The sequence below is a fragment of the Micromonospora sp. NPDC047793 genome, assembly GCF_040642635.1.
Lineage (GTDB): Bacteria > Actinomycetota > Actinomycetes > Mycobacteriales > Micromonosporaceae > Micromonospora.
Genome location: NZ_JBEYSG010000004.1, coordinates 396,356 through 420,582, shown reverse-complemented (window position 1 = coordinate 420,582; position 24,227 = coordinate 396,356). Strand labels below are relative to the sequence as shown.

Annotated in this window: 20 protein-coding genes; 15 read left to right on the top strand and 5 right to left on the bottom strand. The window is 71.8% G+C overall.

The annotated features are described in order from the left end of the window. The first annotated feature begins 5 nt into the window (after positions 1-5). The 3 genes from ABZ738_RS11960 to ABZ738_RS11950 all read left to right on the top strand — a co-directional run bounded on the left by ABZ738_RS11960 (position 6) and on the right by ABZ738_RS11950 (position 2,272). Positions 6-917 (top strand): PAC2 family protein, encoded by a 912-nt coding sequence (locus tag ABZ738_RS11960; RefSeq protein ID WP_131056328.1) that lies wholly within the window; start codon positions 6-8, stop codon positions 915-917. Between the two features lie 136 nt (positions 918-1,053). Continuing rightward, positions 1,054-1,851, top strand: coding sequence for an exodeoxyribonuclease III (locus ABZ738_RS11955; RefSeq protein ID WP_131056326.1), 798 nt, complete (start codon positions 1,054-1,056; stop codon positions 1,849-1,851). 109 nt (positions 1,852-1,960) lie between these two features. Further along, complete coding sequence (locus tag ABZ738_RS11950) at positions 1,961-2,272, top strand: antibiotic biosynthesis monooxygenase (RefSeq protein ID WP_357212646.1); 312 nt, start codon at positions 1,961-1,963, stop codon at positions 2,270-2,272. An 85-nt stretch (positions 2,273-2,357) separates the two neighbouring features. Here the strand turns inward: ABZ738_RS11950 and ABZ738_RS11945 are convergent, their stop codons facing one another. Both ABZ738_RS11945 and ABZ738_RS11940 read right to left on the bottom strand, forming a co-directional pair. Beyond that, positions 2,358-2,996, bottom strand: a complete 639-nt coding sequence (locus ABZ738_RS11945) for a class F sortase (protein WP_176095720.1) — start codon at positions 2,994-2,996, stop codon at positions 2,358-2,360. Between the two features lie 514 nt (positions 2,997-3,510). Further along, on the bottom strand, positions 3,511-4,062 hold the full coding sequence (locus ABZ738_RS11940; protein ID WP_357212748.1) for a hypothetical protein: 552 nt from the start codon (positions 4,060-4,062) through the stop codon (positions 3,511-3,513). 134 nt (positions 4,063-4,196) lie between these two features. Between ABZ738_RS11940 and trmB the strand changes: the two genes are divergently transcribed. From trmB to ABZ738_RS11920, 4 genes are all read left to right on the top strand, one after another. After that, entirely contained in the window at positions 4,197-4,907 is a 711-nt protein-coding gene (gene trmB, locus ABZ738_RS11935; protein WP_357212644.1) for a tRNA (guanosine(46)-N7)-methyltransferase TrmB, read from the top strand. A gap of 75 nt (positions 4,908-4,982) precedes the next feature. Then, complete coding sequence (locus ABZ738_RS11930; RefSeq protein WP_131055960.1) at positions 4,983-7,487, top strand: DEAD/DEAH box helicase; 2,505 nt, start codon at positions 4,983-4,985, stop codon at positions 7,485-7,487. Between the two features lie 121 nt (positions 7,488-7,608). After that, positions 7,609-9,111, top strand: a complete 1,503-nt coding sequence (locus tag ABZ738_RS11925; protein ID WP_357212641.1) for a hypothetical protein — start codon at positions 7,609-7,611, stop codon at positions 9,109-9,111. Between the two features lie 41 nt (positions 9,112-9,152). Then, positions 9,153-9,797 (top strand): hypothetical protein, encoded by a 645-nt coding sequence (locus ABZ738_RS11920; protein ID WP_131053384.1) that lies wholly within the window; start codon positions 9,153-9,155, stop codon positions 9,795-9,797. Positions 9,798-10,233: 436 nt separating this feature from the next. On the opposite strand, the gene ABZ738_RS11915 is transcribed toward ABZ738_RS11920, so the two are convergent. After that, positions 10,234-10,524 (bottom strand): hypothetical protein, encoded by a 291-nt coding sequence (locus ABZ738_RS11915; RefSeq protein WP_357212639.1) that lies wholly within the window; start codon positions 10,522-10,524, stop codon positions 10,234-10,236. A 38-nt stretch (positions 10,525-10,562) separates the two neighbouring features. On the opposite strand from ABZ738_RS11915, the gene ABZ738_RS11910 reads away from it, so the two are divergent. Continuing rightward, entirely contained in the window at positions 10,563-10,907 is a 345-nt protein-coding gene (locus ABZ738_RS11910; RefSeq protein WP_357212637.1) for a DUF559 domain-containing protein, read from the top strand. Positions 10,908-11,358: 451 nt separating this feature from the next. On the opposite strand, the gene ABZ738_RS11905 is transcribed toward ABZ738_RS11910, so the two are convergent. Then, positions 11,359-11,736 carry a cytidine deaminase gene (locus ABZ738_RS11905; protein ID WP_131053382.1) on the bottom strand — a complete coding sequence of 126 codons (378 nt, stop codon included), beginning with the start codon at positions 11,734-11,736 and terminating at the stop codon, positions 11,359-11,361. A 341-nt stretch (positions 11,737-12,077) separates the two neighbouring features. Between ABZ738_RS11905 and hrpA the strand changes: the two genes are divergently transcribed. Beyond that, positions 12,078-16,058, top strand: coding sequence for an ATP-dependent RNA helicase HrpA (hrpA, locus tag ABZ738_RS11900; protein ID WP_357212635.1), 3,981 nt, complete (start codon positions 12,078-12,080; stop codon positions 16,056-16,058). Here hrpA and ABZ738_RS11895 read toward each other — a convergent pair. Further along, a complete protein-coding gene (locus tag ABZ738_RS11895; protein WP_131053380.1) occupies positions 16,055-16,987 on the bottom strand; it encodes a LysR family transcriptional regulator in 933 nt (310 codons plus the stop codon). The two genes, hrpA and ABZ738_RS11895, sit on opposite strands and share 4 nt — an antisense overlap. A 77-nt stretch (positions 16,988-17,064) precedes the next feature. Between ABZ738_RS11895 and ABZ738_RS11890 the strand changes: the two genes are divergently transcribed. The 6 genes from ABZ738_RS11890 (at position 17,065) to ABZ738_RS11865 (ending at position 24,155) form a co-directional block, all read left to right on the top strand. Next, the gene (locus tag ABZ738_RS11890) at positions 17,065-17,757 is read left to right on the top strand and encodes a succinate dehydrogenase cytochrome b subunit (RefSeq protein WP_255446612.1); all 693 of its coding nucleotides are present in this window, start codon (positions 17,065-17,067) and stop codon (positions 17,755-17,757) included. A gap of 2 nt (positions 17,758-17,759) precedes the next feature. Continuing rightward, the gene (locus ABZ738_RS11885) at positions 17,760-19,697 is read left to right on the top strand and encodes a fumarate reductase/succinate dehydrogenase flavoprotein subunit (RefSeq protein ID WP_131053379.1); all 1,938 of its coding nucleotides are present in this window, start codon (positions 17,760-17,762) and stop codon (positions 19,695-19,697) included. Beyond that, complete coding sequence (locus tag ABZ738_RS11880) at positions 19,694-20,455, top strand: succinate dehydrogenase/fumarate reductase iron-sulfur subunit (RefSeq protein ID WP_131053378.1); 762 nt, start codon at positions 19,694-19,696, stop codon at positions 20,453-20,455. The genes ABZ738_RS11885 and ABZ738_RS11880 overlap by 4 nt, the downstream gene beginning before the upstream one ends. A gap of 351 nt (positions 20,456-20,806) precedes the next feature. Then, entirely contained in the window at positions 20,807-21,988 is a 1,182-nt protein-coding gene (locus ABZ738_RS11875) for a zinc-dependent alcohol dehydrogenase (RefSeq protein WP_131053377.1), read from the top strand. 197 nt (positions 21,989-22,185) lie between these two features. Continuing rightward, positions 22,186-22,953, top strand: coding sequence for a serine hydrolase (locus ABZ738_RS11870; RefSeq protein ID WP_357212632.1), 768 nt, complete (start codon positions 22,186-22,188; stop codon positions 22,951-22,953). A 53-nt stretch (positions 22,954-23,006) separates the two neighbouring features. Continuing rightward, a complete protein-coding gene (locus tag ABZ738_RS11865; RefSeq protein ID WP_357212630.1) occupies positions 23,007-24,155 on the top strand; it encodes an MBL fold metallo-hydrolase in 1,149 nt (382 codons plus the stop codon). Positions 24,156-24,227 lie beyond the last annotated feature (72 nt).

The window sequence follows — 24,227 nt, the reverse complement described above, 5'->3', positions numbered from 1 at the left end:
CACCGGTGCTCGACCCACACGAGCTCTACGAACTCACCGACGATCTGCCCGACCTCGGCCAACCGGTCCTGATCCAGGCGCTCACCGGCTTCGTCGACGCCGGTAACGCGAGCCGGCTGGCCCGCGAGCAGTTGCTCACCTCGCTGGACGCCCGCCCGATCGCCCGGTTCGACCTCGACCAGATGTTCGACTACCGCTCCCGGCGACCGGTGATGACCTTCGTCGAGGACCACTGGGAGAGCTACGACGCCCCGGCGTTGGAGCTGCACCTGCTGCGCGACGACGACGAAACCCCGTTCCTCCTGCTCACCGGCCCCGAGCCGGACCTGCAGTGGGAGCGGTTCGTGGCCGCCGTGGCGGGCCTGGGTGAGCGGCTGGACGTCCGGCTCACCGTCGGGCTCAACGCGATCCCGATGGCGGTGCCGCACACCCGTCCGACCGGCGTGACCGCGCACGCCACCCGGCGTGACCTGATCGCCGGCTACGAGCCCTGGCTGCAACGGGTGCAGGTTCCCGGCAGTGTGGGGCACCTGCTGGAGTTCCGCCTCGGTGAGGCGGGCCGCGACGCGCTGGGCTTCGCCGCCCACGTGCCGCACTACGTGGCACAGGCCGAGTACCCGGCCGCCGCCGAGGTGCTGCTGGCGTCGGTGTCGCGCAGCACCGGGCTGCTGCTGCCCCGCGACGGGCTGCACTCGGCCGCCGAGGTGGTCCGGGTCGAGATCGACCGGCAGGTCGCGCAGAACGACGAGGCCAGTGCGTTGGTGCAGGCCCTGGAGGAGCAGTACGACGCGTACGCCCGGGGCAAGGGTGAGCGGAACCTGCTGGCCGCCGAGAACGGTCCGCTGCCCACGGCGGAGGAACTCGGCGCCGAACTGGAACGCTTCCTCGCCGAGCAGACCCGCCCGCCGGAGGTGTAAGGAAGGGCACCTTATTAACGCCTCGTGCATAGCAGGGGTCCCCTCCTAACAGATCGCCTCCGCACACCGCCCGTCGCGACCCGCCGGGCTCGGGCGACACCGGGCAGGCCGGGCCGGGATACGGCAGGCTGGCACCATGCGCCTGGCGACCTGGAACGTCAACTCGGTGAAGGCCCGCCTGCCCCGACTGCTGGACTGGCTGGCCGGCACCGGGCCGGACGTGGTCTGCCTTCAGGAGACCAAGTGCCCCGACGGCGCGTTCCCCGTCGCCGAGGTGGGCGAACTCGGTTACACCGTGGCCAGCCACAGCGACGGACGGTGGAACGGCGTGGCCGTGCTGTCCCGGGTCGGGCTGGCCGACGTCACGGTCGGGTTCCCCGGCGAACCGGGGTTCCCCGACCCGGAGGCCCGCGCCGTCGCCGCCACCTGCGACGGGCTGCGGGTCTGGTCGGTGTACGTGCCGAACGGCCGCGCCACCGACGATCCGCACTACGCGTACAAGCTGGCCTGGCTGGCGGCGCTGCGGGACGCGCTGGACGCGGAACTCACCGGCGGGCCGGCGCTGGCGGTCTGCGGCGACTTCAACGTGGCCCCGACCGACGAGGACGTGTGGGACCCGGCCCTGTTCGCGACCTCCACCCACGTCACGCCCGCCGAGCGGGCCGCGCTGGCGGCGCTGCGGGACCTCGGTCTCACCGACGTCGTGCCGACCCCGATGAAGGGGCCGCACCCGTACACCTACTGGGACTACCGGGCCGGGATGTTCCACCAGAACAAGGGCATGCGAATCGACCTGGTGTACGCCTCGGCGCCGGTGGCCCGTGCGGTCCGCTCCGCGTACGTGGACCGGGAGGCCCGCAAGGGCAAGGGTCCCTCCGACCACGCGCCGATCGTGGTCGACGTCGACCTCGTCCCGACGGTCGAGTCCTTCTGACCTCCCCCACCGCCCGGCGACCTCTCCCGCCGATCCTGGTACGCGACGGCCCCTCGTGGGGCATCCGAGTACCAAGATCTGCTGCGCTATCCAGGTCTAGGGTGAAGACATGGCAGTTGTGAAGATCAACGCGATCGACGTCCCACCCGGTGCCGGCGAGGAACTGGAGAAGCGCTTCGCCGCCCGCGCCCGCGCCGTGGAGAACTCCCCCGGTTTCCTCGGCTTCGAGCTGCTGCGCCCGGTGGCCGGCGAGAGCCGCTACTTCGTGTACACGCGGTGGGAGACCGAGCAGGCGTACCAAGACTGGGCCAACGGTCCCGCCCGTGCCGCCCACGCCGCCCCGCCCGGTGCCGAGCAGCGTCCCCCGGTCGCCTCCGGCGCCAGCCTCTTGGAGTTCGAGGTCGTCCAGCAGGTTTCCTGACCGCAGCCGCCCGCTATCTGGCGCGTGGCACCGAGGGAGAGCGAGGCCGGGTCGGGCCGCGCCGACGACGACGCCGGCACAGTGGTCAGGCGGGGCGGGTGGTGGTGAGGCTGGCGAAGGCGATCACGTTGTCGGCGTAGCCGTCCGGCCCACCGAGCCACTCGCCGCCGCAGGTGATCAGCCGCAGAGTCGGTGGACCGTCGTGACCGTAGACGCGGTCGGCCGGCAACTGGTCCTTGGGGAAGCGCTCGACGGAGTCCACGGTGAAGACCGCCACCGAGCCGTCCTCCCGATTCACCTCGACCGTGTCGCCCACCCGGAGCCTGCCCAGGTCGTAGAAGACCGAGGGGCCGCTCTTGGTGTCCACGTGCCCGACGATCACCGCCGGGCCGGGGTCGCCGGGGACCGGCCCCCGGTCGTACCAGCCGGTCTCCTGGTGTCGGCTCAGCGGCGGCACCCCGATCGTGCCGTCCGGTGCGTCGCCGACCGGCTTCACCGGGGCGGAGACGTCGATCGAGGGCACCGAGAGGCTCACCGGTCGGGCCGCGGTCCGCGCCACGGGTGCCGAGGCCGACGTCTGATCGCCGCCGGTCGCGGCCCAGCCCAGCGGGGAACCGGCGGTCCGCCCCAACCCGGCCCCGGTGGCGAAGACACCGACCAGCACCAGCACCACGGCCAGCGGCAGCGACCACGGGCGACGGCCGGACCGCTCGACCCGTTCCACGCGACGGGTCCGGACGCGGGCGGCGGCGCCGACCGGGGCCCGACCCTCCACATCCGGCGGGATCGGCCCGTCCAGGTCGGTCGGGTACGCCCGCCCCGGCGGTGGAACGCCCGGACCCGGCCGTGGCACGCCCGGCGGCGGTACGCCCGGACCCGGCGGCGGGGTGTCGACGGGAAGGTGTGCCCACGGACGCGGCCGGCGCGGTGCGGCAGTCGGTGAGAACAGCGTCCCCGGCACGGCGTCCACGTCCGGGTGCGCGGTCCCACGCGGGGCGGCCACGTCAGGGTGCGGGGTCCCCGGCGGGGCGGCCACGGAGGGGCGAGAGGTGCCGGGTGAGGCGACCGTGGGTGGGCGGGGGCCGGGACGCGGCGGATCGGGCACGAAGAGGTCGAAACGGGGCGGGCTGCCTACCGGGCGGCTGCGCGGAGCACCGGCGACGGGCGACGGAGGGCCGGTTCGGGGCGTACCGCCGGAGCCGGTGGGTCGGGGCGCGCGAGGGGCGGGCACGGCGGGCTCACCCGCCCGCGCCGCGCCGACGGGTGGCGGCGACCCAGACGACCATGCCGGTGACGGTCAGCGCGAGCCCGCCGGGCAGCAGCAGACCGGAGGCGACCCCACCGGCACCGCCGCCGAATCCGGTAGCCGGGCCTCGGCTGGGCTTCATCTGGCGTACCACCTGGACCATCGTGGACGCGGTCTCGCCGCCCCGGCACTCCAGCTTGACCCGGTAGTTGCCGGGGAGCACCCGGTCCTTGACCATGGCCGTCCCGTGCAGCAGGCCGCGTTGCGGCTGCACCGCGACCCGGCCGAAGGCATCCGAGACGACGATCGCGCCGACCGAGTTGTCCTGACAGCTCGCCCGCAGGCCGACCAGGTGCCCCGGTTCGACGGTGCTGGGCATGACCTCGACGAAGACGTTCGGGCCGGGCTGTGGGGCGGCGGCCCGCGCGGGGCCGGCCGGCAGCACCGGTGCGACGAGGAGGGCCGCGAGCAGAGGCAGAGCGGCGGCGAGCAGCAGCGGGGCGGCGACCGAGGGCACCCGACGAATACGCGTCCCTGACACGATGCCCCCTCCCGGCGCGCCGGAGCAGTCGCCGGGCGCCGCTGCGGACACCCGGTCTGCCGTACGGGATGATGGTCTCACTCCCGGTCGTACCTCACATCCGATCCGGCGCGAAGCTCGCGTAGGCTCGGTTCGCTGTGACCTCCACCGACCCGCATCCCACCGCGTCCGCGCCGCCGTACCCGGCGCGACCGATCCGCACCTTCCACCCGCGTGGCGGCCGGATGAGCGACCGTCAGACGGCGGCGTTGACGCATCTGTGGCCGAGGTACGCCCTGCGGGTGGCCGACGTCGACCGACTCGACCCGGTCGACCTCTTCGGCCGGCGGGCACCGCTGGTGGTCGAGATCGGGTCCGGCATGGGCGACACGACCGCCGACATGGCCGCCGCCGACCCGGATCGAGACTATCTGGCGGTCGAGGTGCACACGCCGGGAATCGCGAACCTCCTGGACCTCGTGCACCAGCGTGAGCTGGGCAATCTCCGGATCGCCGAGGGCGACGCGCTGGACCTTCTCCGCCTGCTGCCGACCGACTCGCTGGACGCGGTGCACGTGTTCTTCCCGGATCCGTGGCCGAAGTCGCGGCACCACAAGCGGCGGCTGATCCAGCCCGCGCACGTGGCGGTGCTGCGGTCCCGGTTGGCGCCGGGCGGCACGCTGCACTGCGCGACCGACTGGGCGGAGTACGCGGCGTCGATGCGGGTGACGCTCGACGCCGACCCGGGCCTGGTCAACCTCCACGACGGGTTCGCGCCCCGGCCGGCACACCGACCGGTGACCCGGTTCGAACGGCGGGCGCTGCGGGCGGGACGCCCGATCGCCGACCTGATGTACCGCCGCCGCTGAGCCGCCGCCGTCGCGGGTGCGGGGGTCGGGGCCGGTTGGCGTTTGTGGGGTTACGGAAGGCACGATGGACCGGCCATGACACTCACCGCCGCGCTGCCGAAGACCGCCGACCCCGACACCCTCTACGACGCGTTCGCCAGCTGGGCGTCCGAGCGCGGTCTGGACCTCTATCCCCACCAGGAGGAGGCGGTCATCGAGATCGTCTCCGGCGCGAACGTGATCATGAATACGCCGACCGGTTCCGGCAAGAGCCTGGTGGCGATCGCCGCGCACTTCGCCGCGCTGGCCGACAGCCGGACGACGTTCTACACCGCGCCGATCAAGGCCCTGGTGTCGGAGAAGTTCTTCGCGCTCTGCGAGGTGTTCGGCGCGGAGAACGTCGGCATGCTCACCGGCGACGCGAGCGTCAACGCCGACGCGCCGATCATCTGCTGCACGGCGGAGATCCTGGCCAACCTGGCGCTGCGCGAGGGCAGCCGCGCCGACGTCGGGCAGGTCGTCATGGACGAGTTCCACTTCTACGCCGAGCCCGACCGGGGCTGGGCCTGGCAGGTGCCGCTGATCGAGCTGCCGCAGGCGCAGTTCGTGCTGATGTCGGCCACGCTGGGCGACACCACCCGGTTCGTGGACGACATGGCCCGGCGCACCGGTCGGCCGACCGCCGTCGTCCGCTCGGCCGAGCGGCCGGTCCCGCTGCTCTTCTCGTACGCGATGACGCCGCTGCACGAGACGCTCGAAGAGTTGCTGCAGACCAAGCAGGCCCCGGTGTACGTCGTGCACTTCACCCAGGCCGCCGCGCTGGAGCGCGCACAGGCGCTGATGAGCGTCAACGTCTGCACCCGCGCCGAGAAGGACATGATCGCCCAGGCCATCGGCGGCTTCCGGTTCACCTCCGGCTTCGGCAAGACGCTGTCCCGGCTGGTCCGCCACGGCATCGGCGTGCACCACGCCGGCATGCTGCCGAAGTACCGCCGGCTGGTGGAGACGCTCGCCCAGGCGGGACTGCTCAAGGTCATCTGCGGAACGGACACCCTCGGCGTCGGCATCAACGTGCCGATCCGCACCGTGCTCTTCACCGGCCTCTCCAAGTACGACGGTGTGCGTACCCGGCTGCTCAAGGCCCGTGAGTTCCACCAGATCGCCGGCCGCGCCGGGCGGGCCGGTTTCGACACTCTCGGCCGGGTCGTCGTGCAGGCCCCCGAGCACGTGATCGAGAACGAGAAGGCGCTCGCCAAGGCCGGTGACGACCCCAAGAAGCGCCGCAAGGTGGTCAAGAAGAAGCCGCCGGAGGGGTCGATCGGGTGGGGCCAGCCCACCTTCGACCGCCTGGTGTCGGCCGAGCCGGAGCCGCTGACCTCCAGCTTCCAGGTCAGCCACTCGATGCTGCTCAACGTCATCGGCCGCCCCGGTGACGCGTTCGCCGCGATGCGACACCTGCTCACCGACAACCACGAGGACGCGGCGGCGCAGCGCCGGCACATCCGCCGGGCGATCGCCATCTACCGGGCGCTGCGGGCCGGTGGCGTGGTCGAGGAACTGCCCGAGCCGGACGAGACCGGGCGACGGGTACGACTCACCGTCGACCTCCAGCTGGACTTCGCGCTCAACCAGCCGCTGTCGCCGCTCGCGCTGGCCACCATCGAGCTGCTGGACACCGAGTCCCCGTCGTACGCGCTCGACGTGCTGTCGGTGATCGAGTCGATCCTCGACGACCCGCGCCAGGTGCTCTCCGCGCAGCAGTTCAAAGCCCGTGGCGAGGCGGTCGCCGCGATGAAGGCCGACGGCATCGAGTACGAGGCCCGCATCGCACTGCTCGACGAGGTGACCTGGCCGAAGCCGTTGGCCGAGTTGCTGGAGAACGCGTACGAGATGTACCGGCAGGGGCATCCGTGGGTGGCCGACCACCAGCTCTCCCCCAAGTCCGTGGTCCGGGACATGTACGAGCGGGCGATGACGTTCACCGAGTTCGTGCAGTTCTACGGGCTGTCCCGGTCCGAGGGGCTGGTGCTGCGCTACCTCGCGGACGCGTACAAGACGTTGCGGCAGACGGTGCCCGAGGAGGCCAAGACCGAGGAACTCGTCGACCTGATCGAGTGGCTCGGCGAGTTGGTCCGGCAGGTCGACTCCAGCCTGATCGACGAGTGGGAGCGGTTGCGCAACCCGGGCGACCTGCCCGACGTCGCCGCCGCCCTGGACGACCGTCCGGTCGCGGTGACCCGCAACGCGCGGGCGTTCCGGGTGCTGGTGCGCAACGCCCTGTTCCGGCGGGTGGAACTGGCGGCGTTGCGGCACTGGGACGCCCTCGGCGAGCTGGACGTCGAGTCCGGCTGGAACGCCGACGCCTGGGCGGACGCGCTGGAGCCGTACTTCGAGTCGTACCCGGAGATCGGCACCGGCCCGAACGCCCGTGGGCCCGCGTTGCTCATGATCGAACAGGGCCGCGAGCGGTGGACCGTCCGGCAGATCCTCGACGATCCGGACGGCGACCACGACTGGGGCATCAGCGCCGAGGTCGACCTGGTCGCCTCCGACGAGGCGGGGGCAGCGGTGGTACGCGTCACCGACGTCGGCCAACTGTAGGAATCCGCTCCATCCCACGGGCACCGGCAGCGCGACGCGCCGAGCGTTCCGGGGCGTCGGCGTGCCCAGGGATTGTCGGCACAAAATGGGGCGTTCCTCAACAGTGGGGGTCGACGCTCACATGCCATCACATAGGCGACGGATCAAACCCGGGCAGCGCTCCGCCGACAGCGCCGTCGTGGTGCTCGTGGCGGCGTCCTTCGGCCCGTACGTGGTCTCCGGGGTCCGCACCGAGCAGCTCGCCGTCTGCGTCGTCGCGGTGCTCGCGTTCCTGGCCCGTGCCCGACGCCTACCGACCGCCCCCGGGCCGGTCGTGGCGCTCGCCGCCCTGCTCGTGGCCTATCCGGTCGTCGCCGCCGTGGCGTCGATCGGCGACGCCCACCTCTCCACCGGAATGCGCACGGTCGGTTTCTGGGCCGGGCTGGACAACCTGCTCCTGCCGGCGATCGTCCTGGCCGCCGGCTATCTGATCGTCTCGGGCGACGTCGACCGGCTGCGATTGCTGCGGTTCGCCGCCGGGACGCTCGTCACCGTCCTCGCCGCCAACGCGATCCTGGCGTACGCGATGCTGATGGACCCCGGCGCGTACGACCACATCCTGACCGCCTGGTGGAGCGGCGACGCCGGCACGGTGACCACCGCCGAACGGGCCGCCACGATGGGCCGCTACTCGGGCGTCTTCAACCAGCCCGCCGAGGCCGGGGTCATGTACAGCCTCGGGCTGGTCGCCGCCGTGTTCCTGCTGCGTCGCCGACCCGTCCCGCTCGCCGCCGCCGGGGTGCTCCTCACCATCGGCGGCCTCCTCACCGCGTCCAAGATCTTCCTGCTGGTCGGGCTGCCGGTGGCGATCTGGCAGACCTGGGCCGGTTCGCCGTGGCGTACCCGCGTCGGCGCCGCCCTCGCCGTCGGCGGCGTCCTGGCCGTCTTCGATCATCAGGCGCGGCGGCCCGACTCGCCGATCGGCGGCATGCTCCTCGACGCGTGGCTCACCCCCGGCGAGCAGTCCGGCAGCCTCCTGTCGCTGTACTCGGCCCGCCGGTTCGGTGAGAACTCGACGCTCGCCGACGCCGCCGGGATCGTGTTCACCCACTCGCCGTGGACCGGCTTCGGCATGGACGGCCTGCGGGTCGCCTACGACTCGGTGTGGGTGGAGGCACTGGTGATGGCGGGCGTCCTCGGCGTGGTGGCGCAGTCCGCGATCCTGACCATGCTGGTCGTACTCTGGTGGCGGTCCCGCCGCCGGACCGACCGCGCCGTGGTGCGCTTCGGCGCCGGGCTGCTGGTCGTGGTCGTCGTCGGGTCGCTGGGACTGCCCACCACCACGGTCAACCGGGTGGCGACGGTGGTCTGGTTGCTGGTGGCGCTGCTGCTCGTGACCCGACCGCCCACCCCGGCACCGACGCCGGCACCGCCAGCGGCCTCGATGCCGGCCCCGGTGGCGGCGGGGCCGCGCCGGACGCCGCCGCCGGCCCGCCGGACAGCACCCGCGCCGCGTCGACCCACGGTGCGGACCGCTCCGTTCGCGCCGCTCCGGTCAGGGTTCCGAACCTGGCCGGTACGCACCCGCCAGAGCAGTCCGATCAGCCCCTTATCTCCTCTGGGCGATGTCAGACCCGTCGATTAGAATGTATGTACTAATCGAGTTCCTGACCTGGGAGGATGCTCGTGACAGCGCCCACCTCCGCCCCCCTCACGCCGTACGCCACCCTCCTCGGCTTCACCCGGTACGTCGGCCGCACCGGGCCCACCAAGGCCAGCTTCGTCGGCGGCCTGCGTCGGCAGCGGGCCAGCCGCTCCGGGTTCAACCCGCACGGCCAGTTCGTCAAGGCACTCAAGGCCGACATCGCCTTCCACACCGGCGGCACCCACCTGACCCAGGTGGTCGACGTGGTCAAGCCCCGCTGGCGACCGCTCTACCAGGCCCTGATCCCCGGCGCGACCGCCTGGCTGCACTCGCTCGGCGAGCCGGCCACCATCAACCTGGCCCAGACCCGCGACGCCCTGGCCATGCTCGGCGACCTACCGATCAAGATCAACCCCCACTTCGGCATCCGGTACGCCGACGGCCGCGCCCAAGCGGTCCGCCTGCACTTCGACGAGGCGCCGCCCAGCGAGGAGGCGACCCTGGCCGCCCTGCACCTGACCGCCCGCCACATGGACGCCGTCCTGCCGCACGCCGAGCCGGTCCTGGTCGACGTCCGGCGCGGCACCACCTACCGGATGCCCGACAGCGCCAGGCCCGACGAGATCGAACGCTGGCTGGCCGGCGAGGCCGCCGCCTTCCGCGCCATCTGGTCCGCTGCCGCCTGACGTCCCCTCCCCCACCCCTCTCGTCCGCACGTCCGCAATTGATCATCCCGTTGTTGTCGGTCTGTTCTCCGCTTCTCTTCGGACTCGGTGGTGGTCCGGTGCCAGCCGGTGCCGGACCACCCGCCCGCCGAGTCGGGGTGCACCGCTGCCACGGCCCACCGGGATCCAGCCCAGCGGCGGATCAGGCCCGGCGACGCAGTGGCCGCCGACGGGTCCACTGGCCGCCGAGGGCGCCTGGTTCTCGGCTGGCACCACGTTGCTCCGATGTCGGCTGCCGTTGTCCACGGGCGGGGGCTGTCAGCGGGCGACAGGTTGTCCACAGGGACAGCGGAGACGCCGCGCGCCCGTCCAGGGTGTGCCGATGCCGGTATCTCCCAGACGGCCCCCGGAACTACGCGGGCGACTCTTCCGAGGCTCCGAGGTGGTGGCCGGTGGGCTACTCACCCGTACCGAGCTGCGCAGCAAAGCCTGGCGACGGCTCTTCCGGGACGTCTACGTCGACGCCCAACTCGCGGTGACGCACCGTACCCGCTGTCGCGCGGCGCGGCTGGTGCGCCCACCCGGCGCGGCGGTCGCGGGCCGCAGTGCCGCCGCGTCGTTCGGCGTCGGCGAGGTCCGCGTCGACGAGCCGATAGACGTCCTGGTCCCCACCGACCGGCGGCTCGGGCCGGTGGCGGGTCTGACCGTGCACCGCGCCGACGTGTCGATGGACGAGATCGGCTCGCACGCCGGCATCCCGGTCACCACTCCTCGACGTACCTGCGGGTGGTCGAGTTCGCCGACCCCGGGGCCGAGTCGATGCCCGAGTCACGCCTGCGGGTACGCATCGTGCAGGCCGGACTGCCGAGACCCGTCACCCAATTCGTCGTGGAGCCCGTGGGCAGGTTCATCGCCCGGGTCGACCTCGCCTGGCCCGAGCATCGGGTGGCCGTCGAGTACGACGGACTCCGGCACCACGACCCGGAGCAGTTCCACCGCGACCGACGCCGCCTCAACCGCCTGCTCGGCACCGGCTGGCTGGTACTCCACGTCACCGCCACGCGCCTCCGCGACGATGTCGACGGCTTCCTCGCCGAACTCCGCCACGCACTCACGCGACGCCGCCCCTGACCTGGCTCCTCGCCCGCTGAAGACTGACCTCCACGCCGCCCCTGAGTTGCCTCTCCCCCGCCGAAGACCGACCCCACGCCGCCCCTCTGAGTTGCCTCTCCCCGGCAAGACCGACCCCACGGTGCGGCCCCTGACCGCCCGCCTCCTCCGGACGACGAAGGGGCCCGTTCCCACCGCCCCTGACCGCTGGCCCTCTCGGGACGAAGAGGCCCGCTCCCACTGCCGGGAATGTCTCGATCCGCTTGTCGAAACGGCCCGACCTGCAGGTCTGTTGATCTGGAGTGTTCCCGGCCTAACCTGCCAGGCGGCGTGATCGGGTACGCGCCGATGCGGCCTACTGCAAGACCCGCGCAACTTCACCGATGTTGCTGCCTCATCCACTCCCGGAGGCAGCAGTATCAATGAAGTTGCGCGGATCATGAGGGCGCGCGCTAGGGCCCGGCAAGGAGGGTTACTCGGGCGTGGTGGGTGAATCGGTGATCTCGTACACCTGCGGGGTGTCCAGCGGGCCGGCGATCACCCGGAGCGCCGGGAAGTGATCGGCGAGCAGCCGCCGGCACCGGTCGCAGGGGGCAACCAGACTCCGACCGCGATCGCCCACAGTGACGATGGTCTCCAGGTCGCCCGCGAGCTGGGTCGCTGCGGTGCCCACCACGACCACCTCGGCGCAGGCACCCCCGGTGGGGTGCACGACGTTCACGCCGGAGACGATCCGCCCGTCGACGGTGCGGGCCGCCGCCGCAAGGGTGTGGGCGGCGCTGCGACAGCGCAGCTTGGCCACGGCGCTGGCGGCCTGCACCAGCGCCCGGTCGGTGTCACGCATCGTCATCGGCGTTCCCGTACTCGCTCCGGCTCGGCGGTCAACGATAGACCGCCGCTCCTCTTACGCCCACGCGGCGCAGGCACACATGACGCAGGACGCGCACCGCGCTGTACGCGCTCGACGCAGGCGCGCTCCACGCAGGCGCGCACGGCGCAGGGCACGCACGGCGCAGGGCACGCACGGCGCAGGGCACGCACGACGCAGGGCACGCACGGCGCAGGCGCGCTCGGTGTTAGGAGGGGACCCTTCCTATACCTGAGGCGTTAGGAAGGGGCCCTTCCTTTCACGCGGGCGGGTGGGTAACCAGGAGGCGGGTCGGCGGGTCGCTGCCTATCCTTGGGCACGACATGCAGAATCAAGCCACCACCGCCGCGACCGATCCGGTTCGCGAGGTGCACCGTCGTCTCTCGCCGTTGATGTTCCGCGACCAGCGTCGGCTGCGTCGGCGGCTGGACGGGTTGCGGAAGGTGCGCGATCCGCAGCGTCGGGAGGAGACGCTCGCCGAGATCGTGGTCGAGGTGGCCGAGGCGGAGGCGCGCCTGGCGGCCCGACGCGCGGCGGTGCCGACGGTGACGTACCCGCCGCAGTTGCCGGTCAGCGAGCGTGCGGCCGACATCGCGGCGGCGATCCGTGATCACCAGGTGGTGATCGTGGCCGGGGAGACCGGGTCGGGTAAGACCACCCAGTTGCCGAAGATCTGCCTGGAGTTGGGCCGTGGGGTGCACGGGCTGATCGGGCACACCCAGCCGAGGCGGTTGGCGGCGCGTACGGTCGCGGACCGGATCGCCGAGGAGTTGGGCACGCAGCTCGGTGACGTGGTCGGCTTCAAGGTGCGCTTCTCCGATCAGGTGGGCGAGAACAGCCTGGTCAAGCTGATGACCGACGGCATTCTGCTGGCCGAGTTGCAGACCGACCGGATGCTGCGCCAGTACGACACGTTGATCATCGACGAGGCGCACGAGCGCAGCCTCAACATCGACTTCATTCTCGGCTACCTCCGGCAGCTCCTGCCGCGTCGCCCCGACCTCAAGGTGATCATCACCTCGGCGACCATCGAGACCGACCGGTTCGCCCGGCACTTCGCGGGGCCGCCCACCGCCGAGCACCCGGACGGGGTGCCGGCGCCGGTGGTCGAGGTGTCCGGCCGGACGTACCCGGTCGAGGTGCGGTACAGGCCGCTGGTCGAGGTCGACGAGGACGCCGACGACACGGACGAGGAGAACGTCCGCGACCAGGTCCAGGCCATCGGTGACGCGGTGCAGGAACTGGCCGCCGAGGGGCCCGGCGACGTCCTGGTGTTCCTCAGCGGCGAGCGGGAGATCCGGGACACCGCCGACGCGCTGGGCAGGCTCGTCGAGAACCGCCCGGCGTTGCGGCACACCGAGATCCTGCCGCTGTACGCCCGGCTCAGCGTCGCCGAGCAGCACCGTGTCTTCGCCCCGCACGGTGGGCGGCGGGTGGTGCTGGCGACCAACGTGGCGGAGACCTCGCTGACCGTGCCGGGTATCAAGTACGTGGTGGATCCGGGGACCGCGCGGATCTCCCGCTACTCGCAGCGGCTCAAGGTGCAACGGCTGCCGATCGAGCCGGTCTCGCAGGCCAGCGCCAACCAGCGCAAGGGCCGCTGCGGGCGTACCTCGGACGGCATCTGCATCCGGCTCTACGACGAGCAGGACTTCCTGGCCCGCCCCGAGTTCACCGACCCGGAGATCCTGCGCACCAACCTGGCCTCGGTCATCCTTCAGATGACCGCCATCGGGCTGGGCGACATCGCCGCCTTCCCGTTCATCGACCCGCCGGATCGGCGCAACATCGCCGACGGCGTGAACCTGCTGCACGAGTTGGGTGCCCTGGACCCGACGGAGTCCGACCCGGACCGCCGGCTGACCGCGCTCGGGCGGCGTCTCGCCCAGCTTCCGGTCGACCCCCGGCTGGCCCGGATGGTGCTGGAGGGCGAGCGCAACGGGTGTGCCGTCGAGGTGATGGTGATCGCCGCGGCGCTGTCGATCCAGGATCCCCGGGAGCGGCCCGCCGACCGGCAGGCGCAGGCGGACCAGGCGCACGCCCGGTTCGCCGACAAGGAGTCGGACTTCGTCGCGTACCTCAATCTCTGGCGTCATCTGCGCGAGCAGCAACGGGCCCTGTCGTCGAGCGCGTTCCGCCGGATGTGCAAGGCCGAGTACCTCAACTACCTGCGGGTACGCGAGTGGCAGGACATCGTCAGCCAGTTGCGCCAGGTGTTGCGTACGCCGAACGCGGACCTGCCGGAGGAGATCGACACGCCCCGGGTGCACCAGTCGCTGTTGCCCGGTCTGCTCTCCCACATCGGCCTGAAGGACGCTCAGAAGCACGAGTACCTGGGGGCCCGGGGGGCGAAGTTCGGGCTGTTCCCGGGGTCGGCGCTGTTCCGTAAACCGCCGCGTTGGGTGATGGCCGCCGAGCTGGTGGAGACGTCCCGGCTGTGGGGGCGGGTGAACGGCCGGATCGAGCCGGAGTGGGTCGAGCCGCTCGCCCAGCACCTGGTGAAACGCAGTTACAGCGAGCCGCACTGGGAGAAGAAGCAGGCGGCGGTGATGGCGTACGAGAAGGTGACGCTCTACGGCGTACCGCTGGTCACCTCCCGCAAGATCACCTTCGGTCGGATCGATCCGGCGCTGAGCCGGGAGCTGTTCATCCGGCACGCGCTGGTCGAGGGCGACTGGTCCACCCACCACCAGTTCTGGCGGGACAACCAGCGACTGCTGACCGAGGTGGAGGAGTTGGAGAACCGGGCCCGGCGGCGGGACATCCTGGTCGACGACGAGACGATCTTCCAGTTCTACGACGAGCGGATCCCCGCCGACGTGGTCTCCGGGCGGCACTTCGACAGTTGGTGGAAGACGGCGCGGCGCGAGCGGCCGGACCTGCTGACGTTCACCCGGGAACTGCTGGTCAACGCCGGTCGGGGCGGGGTGGACGAGGCAGACTTCCCGGACTCGTGGAGTGCCGACGGGGTCAGCCTGCCGGTGACGTACACCTTCGAGCCGGGCACCCCGACCGACGGCGTGACCGTGGACATCCCGTTGCCGCTGCTCAACCAGGTGCCGGCGGAGAGCTTCGACTGGCAGGTGCCGGGGCTGCGCGAGGAGTTGGTGATCGCGCTGATCCGGTCGCTGCCGAAGCCGGTGCGCCGCAACTTCGTACCGGTGCCGGACTACGCCCGCGCCGCGCTGGCCGCGATCACCCCCGGCGAGGAGCCGCTGCTGGACGCGCTGACCCGGCAGTTGCGGCGGATGACCGGGGTGACGGTCCCCCGCGACGCCTGGGACCTGAGCCGGCTGCCGGCACACCTGCGGGTCACGTTCCGGGTGCTCGGCGAGGACGACAAGCCGGTCGCCGAGGGCAAGAACCTGCCGGAGCTGCAACGCCGGCTCAAGGCGGAGGTACGCCAGGTGGTGGCCGCCGCCGCACCGGACGTGGCGCGTACCGGGCTGACCGGGTGGGAGATCGGCACCCTGCCGCGCACCATCGAGCAGGTCCGGGCCGGGTACGCGGTGACCGCGTACCCGGCGCTTGTGGACGAGGGCGCCACGGTGGGCGTACGCGTCTTCGACTCGGCCGGCGAGCAGGAGGCCGCGCACTGGGCGGGCACCCGACGGCTGCTGCGGTTGACCGTGCCGTCACCGGCGAAGTTCCTCCAGGGGCGGCTCTCCAACGAGGCGAAGCTGTCGCTGTCCCGCAACCCGCACGGCGGGGTGCAGGCGTTGATCGAGGACGCGGCCGGGGCGGCGATCGACAAGCTGGTCGGCGACGCCGGTGGACCGGCCTGGGACGCCGAGGGTTTCGCCGCGCTGCGGGACACCGTGCGGGCCGGGCTGGTGGACACGGTGGTGGAGGTGATGGACCGGGTCAGGGCGGTGCTCGGCGCGGCGTACGCGGTGCAGCAGCGGCTCGGCGCGACCCGGAACCTGGCCGTGGTGGCCGCCCTGGCTGACATCCGTGCCCAGCTCACCCGCCTGGTGCACGCCGGGTTCATCACCGAGGCCGGGTACGCCCGCCTGCCCGACCTGCTGCGCTACCTGACCGCGATCGAGCGGCGGATGGACCGGCTGGCGGCGAACCCGCAGCGGGACAAGCAGCAGCAGGACCGGGTCGCGGTGGTGCAACGGGAGTACGACGAGATGGTCGCGGCGCTGCCGGTGGCCCGGCGGACCTCGGCTGCGGTACGGCAGATCCCCTGGATGATCGAGGAGTTGCGGGTGAACGTCTTCGCCCAGGCGCTGGGCACCCCGTACCCGGTCTCCGAGCAGCGCATCTATCGCGCCATGGACGACGCGGAGAGCGGCTAGGCCAGGGGTTCCACGCCGGGCGGGAGCTGCGCGTCGGCGGTGGCGGTCTGCACGTACTCCAGCAGGATGCGGCGGAGTTCGCGGCCGGCGTGCGTCGGCACCACGTCGCGGCGGCGGGCCACCGCGATGGTGCGGCGGACCCCGGGGGGCGCGAGCCGGGTGACCCGGATGCCGGGTCGCCGGGCCACCACGATGCCGGGTACGAGGGCGACGCCCAGCCCGGCCTCGACGAAGCTGAGGACGGCGTCCATCTCGCCGCCGTCGACGGAGAGCGTCGGCTCGAACCCGGCGGCACGGCACGCCTGGAGGGTGGCGTCGCGCAGGTCGTAGCCTTCGCGGAACATCACCAGTGGCTGGTCGCGCAGGTCGGTGATGCGCAGGTCGTCGCCGGTCGAGGCGGTCGGCAGCGGGTCGACGGAGGCGACCACCAGGCTCTCCCGCAGGATCGGGTCGGCGCGCAGCCCGGGGTCGGTGCCCTGGGCCGGCATGATGATCAACGCCAGGTCGAGGTCGCCGCGGAGCAGGTCACGGACCAGGTCCTGGGAGCCGCCCTCCTCCACCCGCAGGTCGATGGTGGGGTGCGCGTCGCGGAACAGGCGCAGCACCGGCGGGGCCAGCGAGGTGGCCAGGCTGGGGGTGGCGCCGAGGCGTACCCGGCCGCGCCGCAGGCCGACCAGCTCCTGCACCTCCCGGGTGGCGGTGTCGACGTCGGCCAGGATCCGCTTGGCCAGCGGGAGCAGCACCTCGCCGGCGGCGGTGAGAGTGATGTTCCCCCTTACCCGCTCGAACAGCGGCGCACCGAGGCTGTCCTCCAGAGCGTGAATTTGCTTACTCAACGAGGGCTGAGTTATGCCGACGATGTCGGCTGCCTGGGTGAAATGTCGTACTTCTGCCACTGCTACGAAGTACTTCAGCTGATGGAGCTGCATCTACATAGCTTATGGCTATCAAGACTGCGGTGTCGATGCATTGGACGACTGATCAAAGTGCTCCTAGCGTCGGGCTCGTGGTAGTCACGACGAGAACGCGGTCGCCCATCCGATCCAATGTCGGACTGAAGGCGGTCATGGCGGTGACGGGCATCTTCCTGGTGCTCTTCCTCATCGCGCACATGCTGGGCAATCTCAAGGTCTTCGCGGGCGACACGTCGTTCAACGACTACGCGCACTGGCTGCGCGGAATCGGCGGCCCGGTGCTGCCGCACGCCTGGTTCCTCTGGATCATGCGGATCGGCCTGCTGGTCTCGGTGCTCGGCCACATCTGGGCGGCCACCGTCCTCGCGCTGCGCGCCCGCGCCGCCCGCCCGGTGCGCTACGCCCACCGCAAGAAGGTCCGGGGCAGCTACGCCGCCCGCACCATGCGCTGGGGCGGCGTGATCATCCTGCTCTTCGTGATCTACCACATCCTGGACCTGACCACCGGCACGCTGAACCCGGTCGGTGACCCGTCCCGGCCGTACGCCAACGTGGTGGCCGACTTCGCGCCCGCGCGCTGGTACGTCACGCTCTTCTACACGCTGGCGATCGTCGCGCTCGGCTTCCACCTGCGGCACGGCATCTTCAGCGCGCTGCGCAGCCTCGGGCAGCAGACGCCCCGTGGCGAGCAGCGGGCCCGCCTGGTGGCGTTGACCTTCGCCGTCGTGCTCTGCGCCGGCTACCTCCTGGTCCCGTTCGCCGTACTCACCGGATTGGTGTCCTGACCATGGATCTGTTCACCGAGGGCGACCCGGTCGCCGACACCCGGGCTCCCGACGGGCCGATCGAGACCCGCTGGGAACGCCGCCGTTTCGAGGCCAAGCTGGTCAACCCGGCCAACCGGCGCAAGATGACCGTCATCGTGGTCGGCACCGGGCTGGCCGGCGGTGCCGCCGCCGCCACGCTGGGCGAGCAGGGCTACCGGGTCAAGTCGTACTGCTACCAGGACAGCCCGCGCCGGGCCCACTCGATCGCCGCGCAGGGTGGCATCAACGCCGCCAAGAACTACCGCAACGACGGCGACTCGGTGCACCGCCTCTTCTACGACACCGTCAAGGGCGGCGACTTCCGCTCCCGCGAGTCGAACGTGCACCGGCTGGCCGAGATGTCGGTGAACATCATCGACCAGTGCGTCGCCCAGGGCGTCCCGTTCGCCCGCGAGTACGGCGGCCTGCTGGACACCCGCTCCTTCGGCGGCGCCCAGGTGCAGCGCACCTTCTACGCCCGCGGCCAGACGGGCCAGCAGTTGCTGCTCGGCGCGTACCAGGCGCTGGAGCGGCAGATCGGCCTGGGCAACGTGGAGATGAACGCCCGGCACGAGATGCTGGAGCTGATCATCATCGACGGCAAGGCCCGGGGCATCGTCGTCCGGGACATGGTCACCGGCGAGATCAGCACCGAGTTCGCCGACGCGGTGGTGCTCGCCTCCGGCGGCTACGGCAACGTCTTCTACCTCTCCACCAACGCCAAGGGCTGCAACGTCACCGCCACCTGGCGGGCACACCGCAAGGGCGCGTACTTCGCCAACCCGTGCTACACCCAGATCCACCCGACCTGCATCCCGGTCTCCGGCGACCACCAGTCGAAGCTGACCCTGATGAGCGAGTCGCTGCGCAACGACGGCCGGGTGTGGGTGCCGAAGACCAAGGGCGACGACCGCAACCCGCAGGACATCCCGGAAGACGAGCGGGACTACTACCTGGAGCGGATCTACCCCTCCTTCGGCAACCTGGTGCCCCGGGACATCGCCTCCCGGGCCGCGAAGTACGTCTGCGACGAGGGCCGTGGCGTGGGCCCGACCAAGCTCGGCGTCTACCTCGACTTCGCCGACGCCATCGGGCGTCTCGGCCGCAAGGCCATCGAGGCCAAGTACGGCAACCTCTTCGAGATGTACGAGCGGATCACCGGCGAGGACCCGTACGCGGTCCCGATGCGCATCTACCCCGCCGTGCACTACACGATGGGCGGCCTCTGGGTCGACTACGACCTCCAGTCCACCATCCCCGGCCTGTTCGTGATCGGCGAGGCGAACTTCTCCGACCACGGCGCGAACCGGCTCGGCGCCTCGGCGCTGATGCAGGGGCTGGCCGACGGCTACTTCGTGCTGCCGAACACGGTCGCCAACTACCTGGCCGCCGGCCCGTTCGAGCAGGTCGACGGCAGCCACCCGGCGGCCGTCGAGGCGCGTCGCGACGTCGAGGACCGGATCCAGCGGCTGCTCGCGATCGACGGCGACCGCACGGTGGACTCGTTCCACCGCGAGCTGGGCCAGATCATGTGGGAGCACTGCGGCATGGAGCGCTCCGAGGCCGGGCTACGCAAGGCGATCGACGAGATCCGCGCGCTGCGTGACCAGTTCTGGCAGCGGGTACGGGTGCCCGGCGACGGCGAGGGGCTGAACCAGTCGCTGGAGAAGGCCGGCCGGGTCGCCGACTTCTTCGAGCTGGCCGAGCTGATGTGCATCGACGCCCTGCACCGGGAGGAGTCCTGCGGCGGCCACTTCCGCGCCGAGCACCAGACTCCCGACGGTGAGGCCCAGCGCGACGACGAGCACTTCGCGTACGTCGCCGCGTGGGAGTTCACCGCCACCGGGCAGCCGTCGGTGCTGCACAAGGAAGACCTGAACTTCGAATACGTCCACCCCACGCAGCGGAGCTACAAGTGAACCTGACCCTGCGCATCTGGCGTCAGTCCAGCCCCCAGGACAAGGGGCGGATGGTGACCTACCAGGTCGAGGACGTCTCACCGGACATGTCCTTCCTGGAGATGCTCGACGTCCTCAACGAGCGGCTCATCCTCTCCGGCGAGGAGCCGGTCGCCTTCGACCACGACTGCCGCGAGGGCATCTGCGGCATGTGCGGCCTGATGATCAACGGTGACGCGCACGGGCCGCAGCGCGGCACCACCGCCTGCCAGTTGCACATGCGCCAGTTCTCCGACGGCGAGACGATCGACATCGAGCCGTGGCGGGCCCGGGCCTTCCCGGTCATCAAGGACCTGGTGGTCAACCGCAACTCGTTCGACGAGATCATCGCTGCCGGCGGGTACATCACCGCCCCCACCGGCAGCGCGCCGGAGGCCCACTCGGTCCCGGTGGCCAAGGCCGACGCCGACGCCGCCTTCGAGTCGGCCGCCTGCATCGGCTGCGGCGCCTGCGTGGCCGCCTGCCCGAACGGCTCCGGCATGCTCTTCACCGCCGCCAAGGTCACCCAGCTCTCGCTGCTCCCCCAGGGCCAGCCCGAGCGGTACACCCGGGTCATCGGCATGGTGGACGCGCACGACGAGGCCGGCTTCGGCGGCTGCACCAACGCGGGCGAGTGCACCGTGGTCTGCCCGAAGGGCATCCCGCTGACCACCATCGGCCGCCTGAACCGCGACTACCTGGCCGCCACCACCACGCGGAGCGACACCCCCGGCACCTGACCCGCCGGGCCCCGACCTGTCGGGCCCGCCCCCGCACCTGGCCACGTCGAACGGCCGCCCTGCCACCCCCGGCACGGCGGCCGTTCGCACACCCACACCGCACCCGCACCCGCACCACGACACCCCGCCGCATGCGCCGATCATGGAGTTGCGGCTGCGGTTCTGTGGCGATTTGGACGGCTTTACTGGCACCACCACTCCATGATCGACGCCCCTCGGTCGACGAGGGCGAGACAGGTAGTTGTGCGGATCATGACGAGGCGGGAGGCGGGAGGGAGGCGGGGTCGGGGTCGGTTGAAGCGCGTCGGGTCGGGTAGCAGCCACTCAGGCGACGACTCAGGGGGTACCGACATGCGGGCGTTGACATGGCAGGGCAAGCGGGACGTACGGGTGGAGACCGTGCCCGACCCGAGGATCGAGGAGCCGACCGACGCGATCGTACGGATCACCTCCACCGCCATCTGCGGCTCGGACCTGCACCTGTACGAGGTGCTGGGGCCGTACCTGAAGCCGGGTGACGTGTTGGGGCACGAGCCGATGGGAATCGTCGAGGAGGTCGGGTCGGGGGTGACCCGGCTCAAGCCCGGCGACCGGGTGGTGGTGCCGTTCAACATCGCCTGCGGGTCGTGCTGGATGTGTCAGCGCCAGTTGTACGCCCAGTGTGAGACCACCCAGGTGACCGCCGAGGGCAAGGGCGCGGCCCTGTTCGGCTACACCTCCCTCTACGGTTCGGTGCCCGGTGGGCAGGCCGAGTTCCTGCGGGTGCCGCACGCCGACTTCGGTCCGATCACGGTGCCGGACCACGGCCCGGACGAGCGTTGGCTCTATCTGTCGGACATCCTGCCCACCGCCTGGCAGGCCGTCCGGTACGCGGACACGCCGCCCGGCGGCACGCTGGCCGTCTTCGGTCTCGGCCCGGTGGGTCAGTTCTGCACGCGGGTCGGCCGGCAGCTCGGTGCCGAGCGGGTGATCGGGCTGGACCTGGTGCCGGAGCGGCTGGAGATGGCCCGTCGGCACGGGGTGGAGGTGCTCGACGTGTCCCAGCTCGACGACGTACCCGGTGCCCTGATCGAGCTGGTGGACGGGCGCGGCCCGGACGCGGTCATAGACGCGGTGGGCATGGAGGCGCACGGCGCGCCGCTGGGCAAGTTCGCCCAGGCCGCCGCCGGGCTGCTCCCGGACAAGCTGGCCGACCCGATGATCGACAAGGCCGGGGTGGACCGGCTGGTCGTGCTCAAGGCCGCGCTGAAGGCCGTCCGGCGCGGCGGCACGGTCTCCATCTCCGGGGTGTACGGCGGCGAGGTCGACCCGCTGCCGTTGATGGAGATGTTCGACCGGGGCATCCAGTTGCGGATGGGCCAGTGCCACGTACGCCGGTGGATCGACGAGATCGTCCCGCTGCTCACCGACGAGGACCCGCTCGGTGTCTCGGACCTGCGCACCCACCGGCTGCCGCTGGACCAGGCCCCGCAGGCGTACGAGATGTTCCAGCGCAAGGAGGACGGCTGCGTCAAGGCGGTCCTCACTCCGTGACCGGTCGCCACGGGCCGGGTCTAGGGTGTCCGTGACGGACCCCGGGCCGACGGGAGTGGATCATTCGCGATCCGGATGAAACGCAGGCCGACCTGAGCCGGATCGCGGCACGGGTCCGGGCGGCGTACCGGCGGGAGCGGGTCCGGGCCGGCGGCGACTGGCAGGCGTACGTCAGTCTCGCCGGACCAGGCGGCCCGGTGGTCGCGGTGGACGAGTCGGCGAGCCTGCCGGTCGAGGCGTACAGCGTCAACAAGATCGCGGTGGCGACGGCGGTGCTCGACACGGTCGACCGGGGCCGGCTCGCCCTCGACCAGCAGGTCGAGGTGACCGCCGAGACCGTCACGCCGGGCGGCGACGGCATCTTCGGGTTGGCCGGCGCGTACCCCAGCCGGGTGACGGTGGGGCTCGTCCTGGCGAACCTGCTGACCGTCTCCGACGACGTCGCGGTGCGGCTCTGCGCGCTGGTCTGCCCGGCCGTCGAGGTCAACCGGATCCTGGTGGCGAAGGGCTTCCCGGACACGTCCGTGCAGCCGGTGGCCGACTCGCCCCGGTTCCACCTCGGCACCAGTACGGCCCGCGAGACGCACGACCTGTTGCGGGCGCTCGTCGGCGGCACCCTGCTCTCCCCCGCCTCGACGGCGTTCGTGCTGCGGTCGCTGCGCTCACCGGTGGCGTTCACCGACGGCATCCGGCGCACCATGTCCTCGGCCGAGCGATCCCGGATCGCCACCAAGGCCGGCTGGTTCCGCGACGCCCGGCACGAGGCCGGGGTGATCTTCGACACGGCCGGGACGCCCCGGCTGACGTACGCCTTCTTCGCTGCCGGCCAACCGAGGGCGGACGACTTCGGGGCGACCCACCCCGCCGTGCAGGCCCGGGCCCGGTTGGGTCGGCGGCTGCTGGACCTGGCCGACCGGCTGGCCGCCCGCGAGCATCCCCCGGACAGCCCCGGCATCCACGGCTGAACCGGGCGGCGAGGGCTACCGTGGACGGCGGGGATCAGCAGAGGGGGGCAACCATGCGCGCGCCGAAGGAGCAGACGGGACGAGTCACCGGCCGACGGATCGCGGGATCGGTGGCCGGGGTGGCCGCGCTGGCCGGACTGGCCGGACTCGCGTGGGCGGCCCGGGGCGTACCGGCCGCGCTCGGTGGCCGACTGGCCGGGGCGCGGGCGGAACGGGCGGCCCGGTCGCCGCAGTTCCACGACGGGACGTTCCACAACCGGGCGAGCACCCGGACGGCGCCCGTCCCGGACAGCAACCTGTTCCGCGAGATGATCTTCGGTAAGCAGCAGCGCCGGCCGACCGGTGCCGTGCCGCTGGTCCGCCCGACGCCCGCGCCGGACGTCGACCGGGCCCGCGAGCTGAACCTCGTCTGGTACGGCCACGCCTCCACGCTGATCGAGATCGAGGGCCGGCGGGTGCTGCTCGACCCGGTCTGGAGCGACAGGTGCTCGCCGTCGGACGCGGTCGGTCCGCGTCGCCTGCACGAGCCGCCGGTACGCCTCGACGAACTGCCGCAGCTCGACGCGATCCTGATCTCCCACGACCACTACGACCACCTCGACATGGCCACCGTGCGGGAGCTGACCGCCCGCCAGTCGGCGCCGTTCCTGGTGCCGCTCGGCGTCGGCGCGCACCTCGACCGGTGGGGCGTGCCGGCGCACCGGGTGATCGAACTGGACTGGTCGCAGACGCACCGGGTGGCCGACCTGGAGATCACCTGCACCGCCGCGCAGCACTTCTCCGGCCGGGGACTGCGACGCAACGGCACGCTCTGGAGTTCCTGGGTGGTCGCCGGTCGGCAGCGGAAGGTCTACTACACCGGGGACTCCGGCTACTTCGACGGGTACGCCGAGATCGGGGCGGCGTACGGGCCGTTCGACGCGACGCTGGTGCAGATCGGCGCGTACGACCGGGCCTGGCCGGGGATCCACATGTTCCCGGAGGAGGCCGTCGCCGCCCACCTGGACCTGCGCGGCGGGCTGTTCGTGCCGGTGCACTGGGCGACGTTCAACCTCGCGCTGCACGACTGGTCCGAGCCGGTGGACCGGCTCTGGGCCGAGGCGAAGGCCCGCGACGTCCGGCTGGCCGTGCCCCGACCCGGCGAGCGGGTCGTGGTGGACGACCCGCCGTCGGTCGACGGCTGGTGGCAGGCGGTCGCCTGAGCTCTTCGCTGTTGTTAGGAGGGGTCCCTTCCTATGCCGTAGGCGTTAGGAAGGGACCCCTCCTTGCATCTG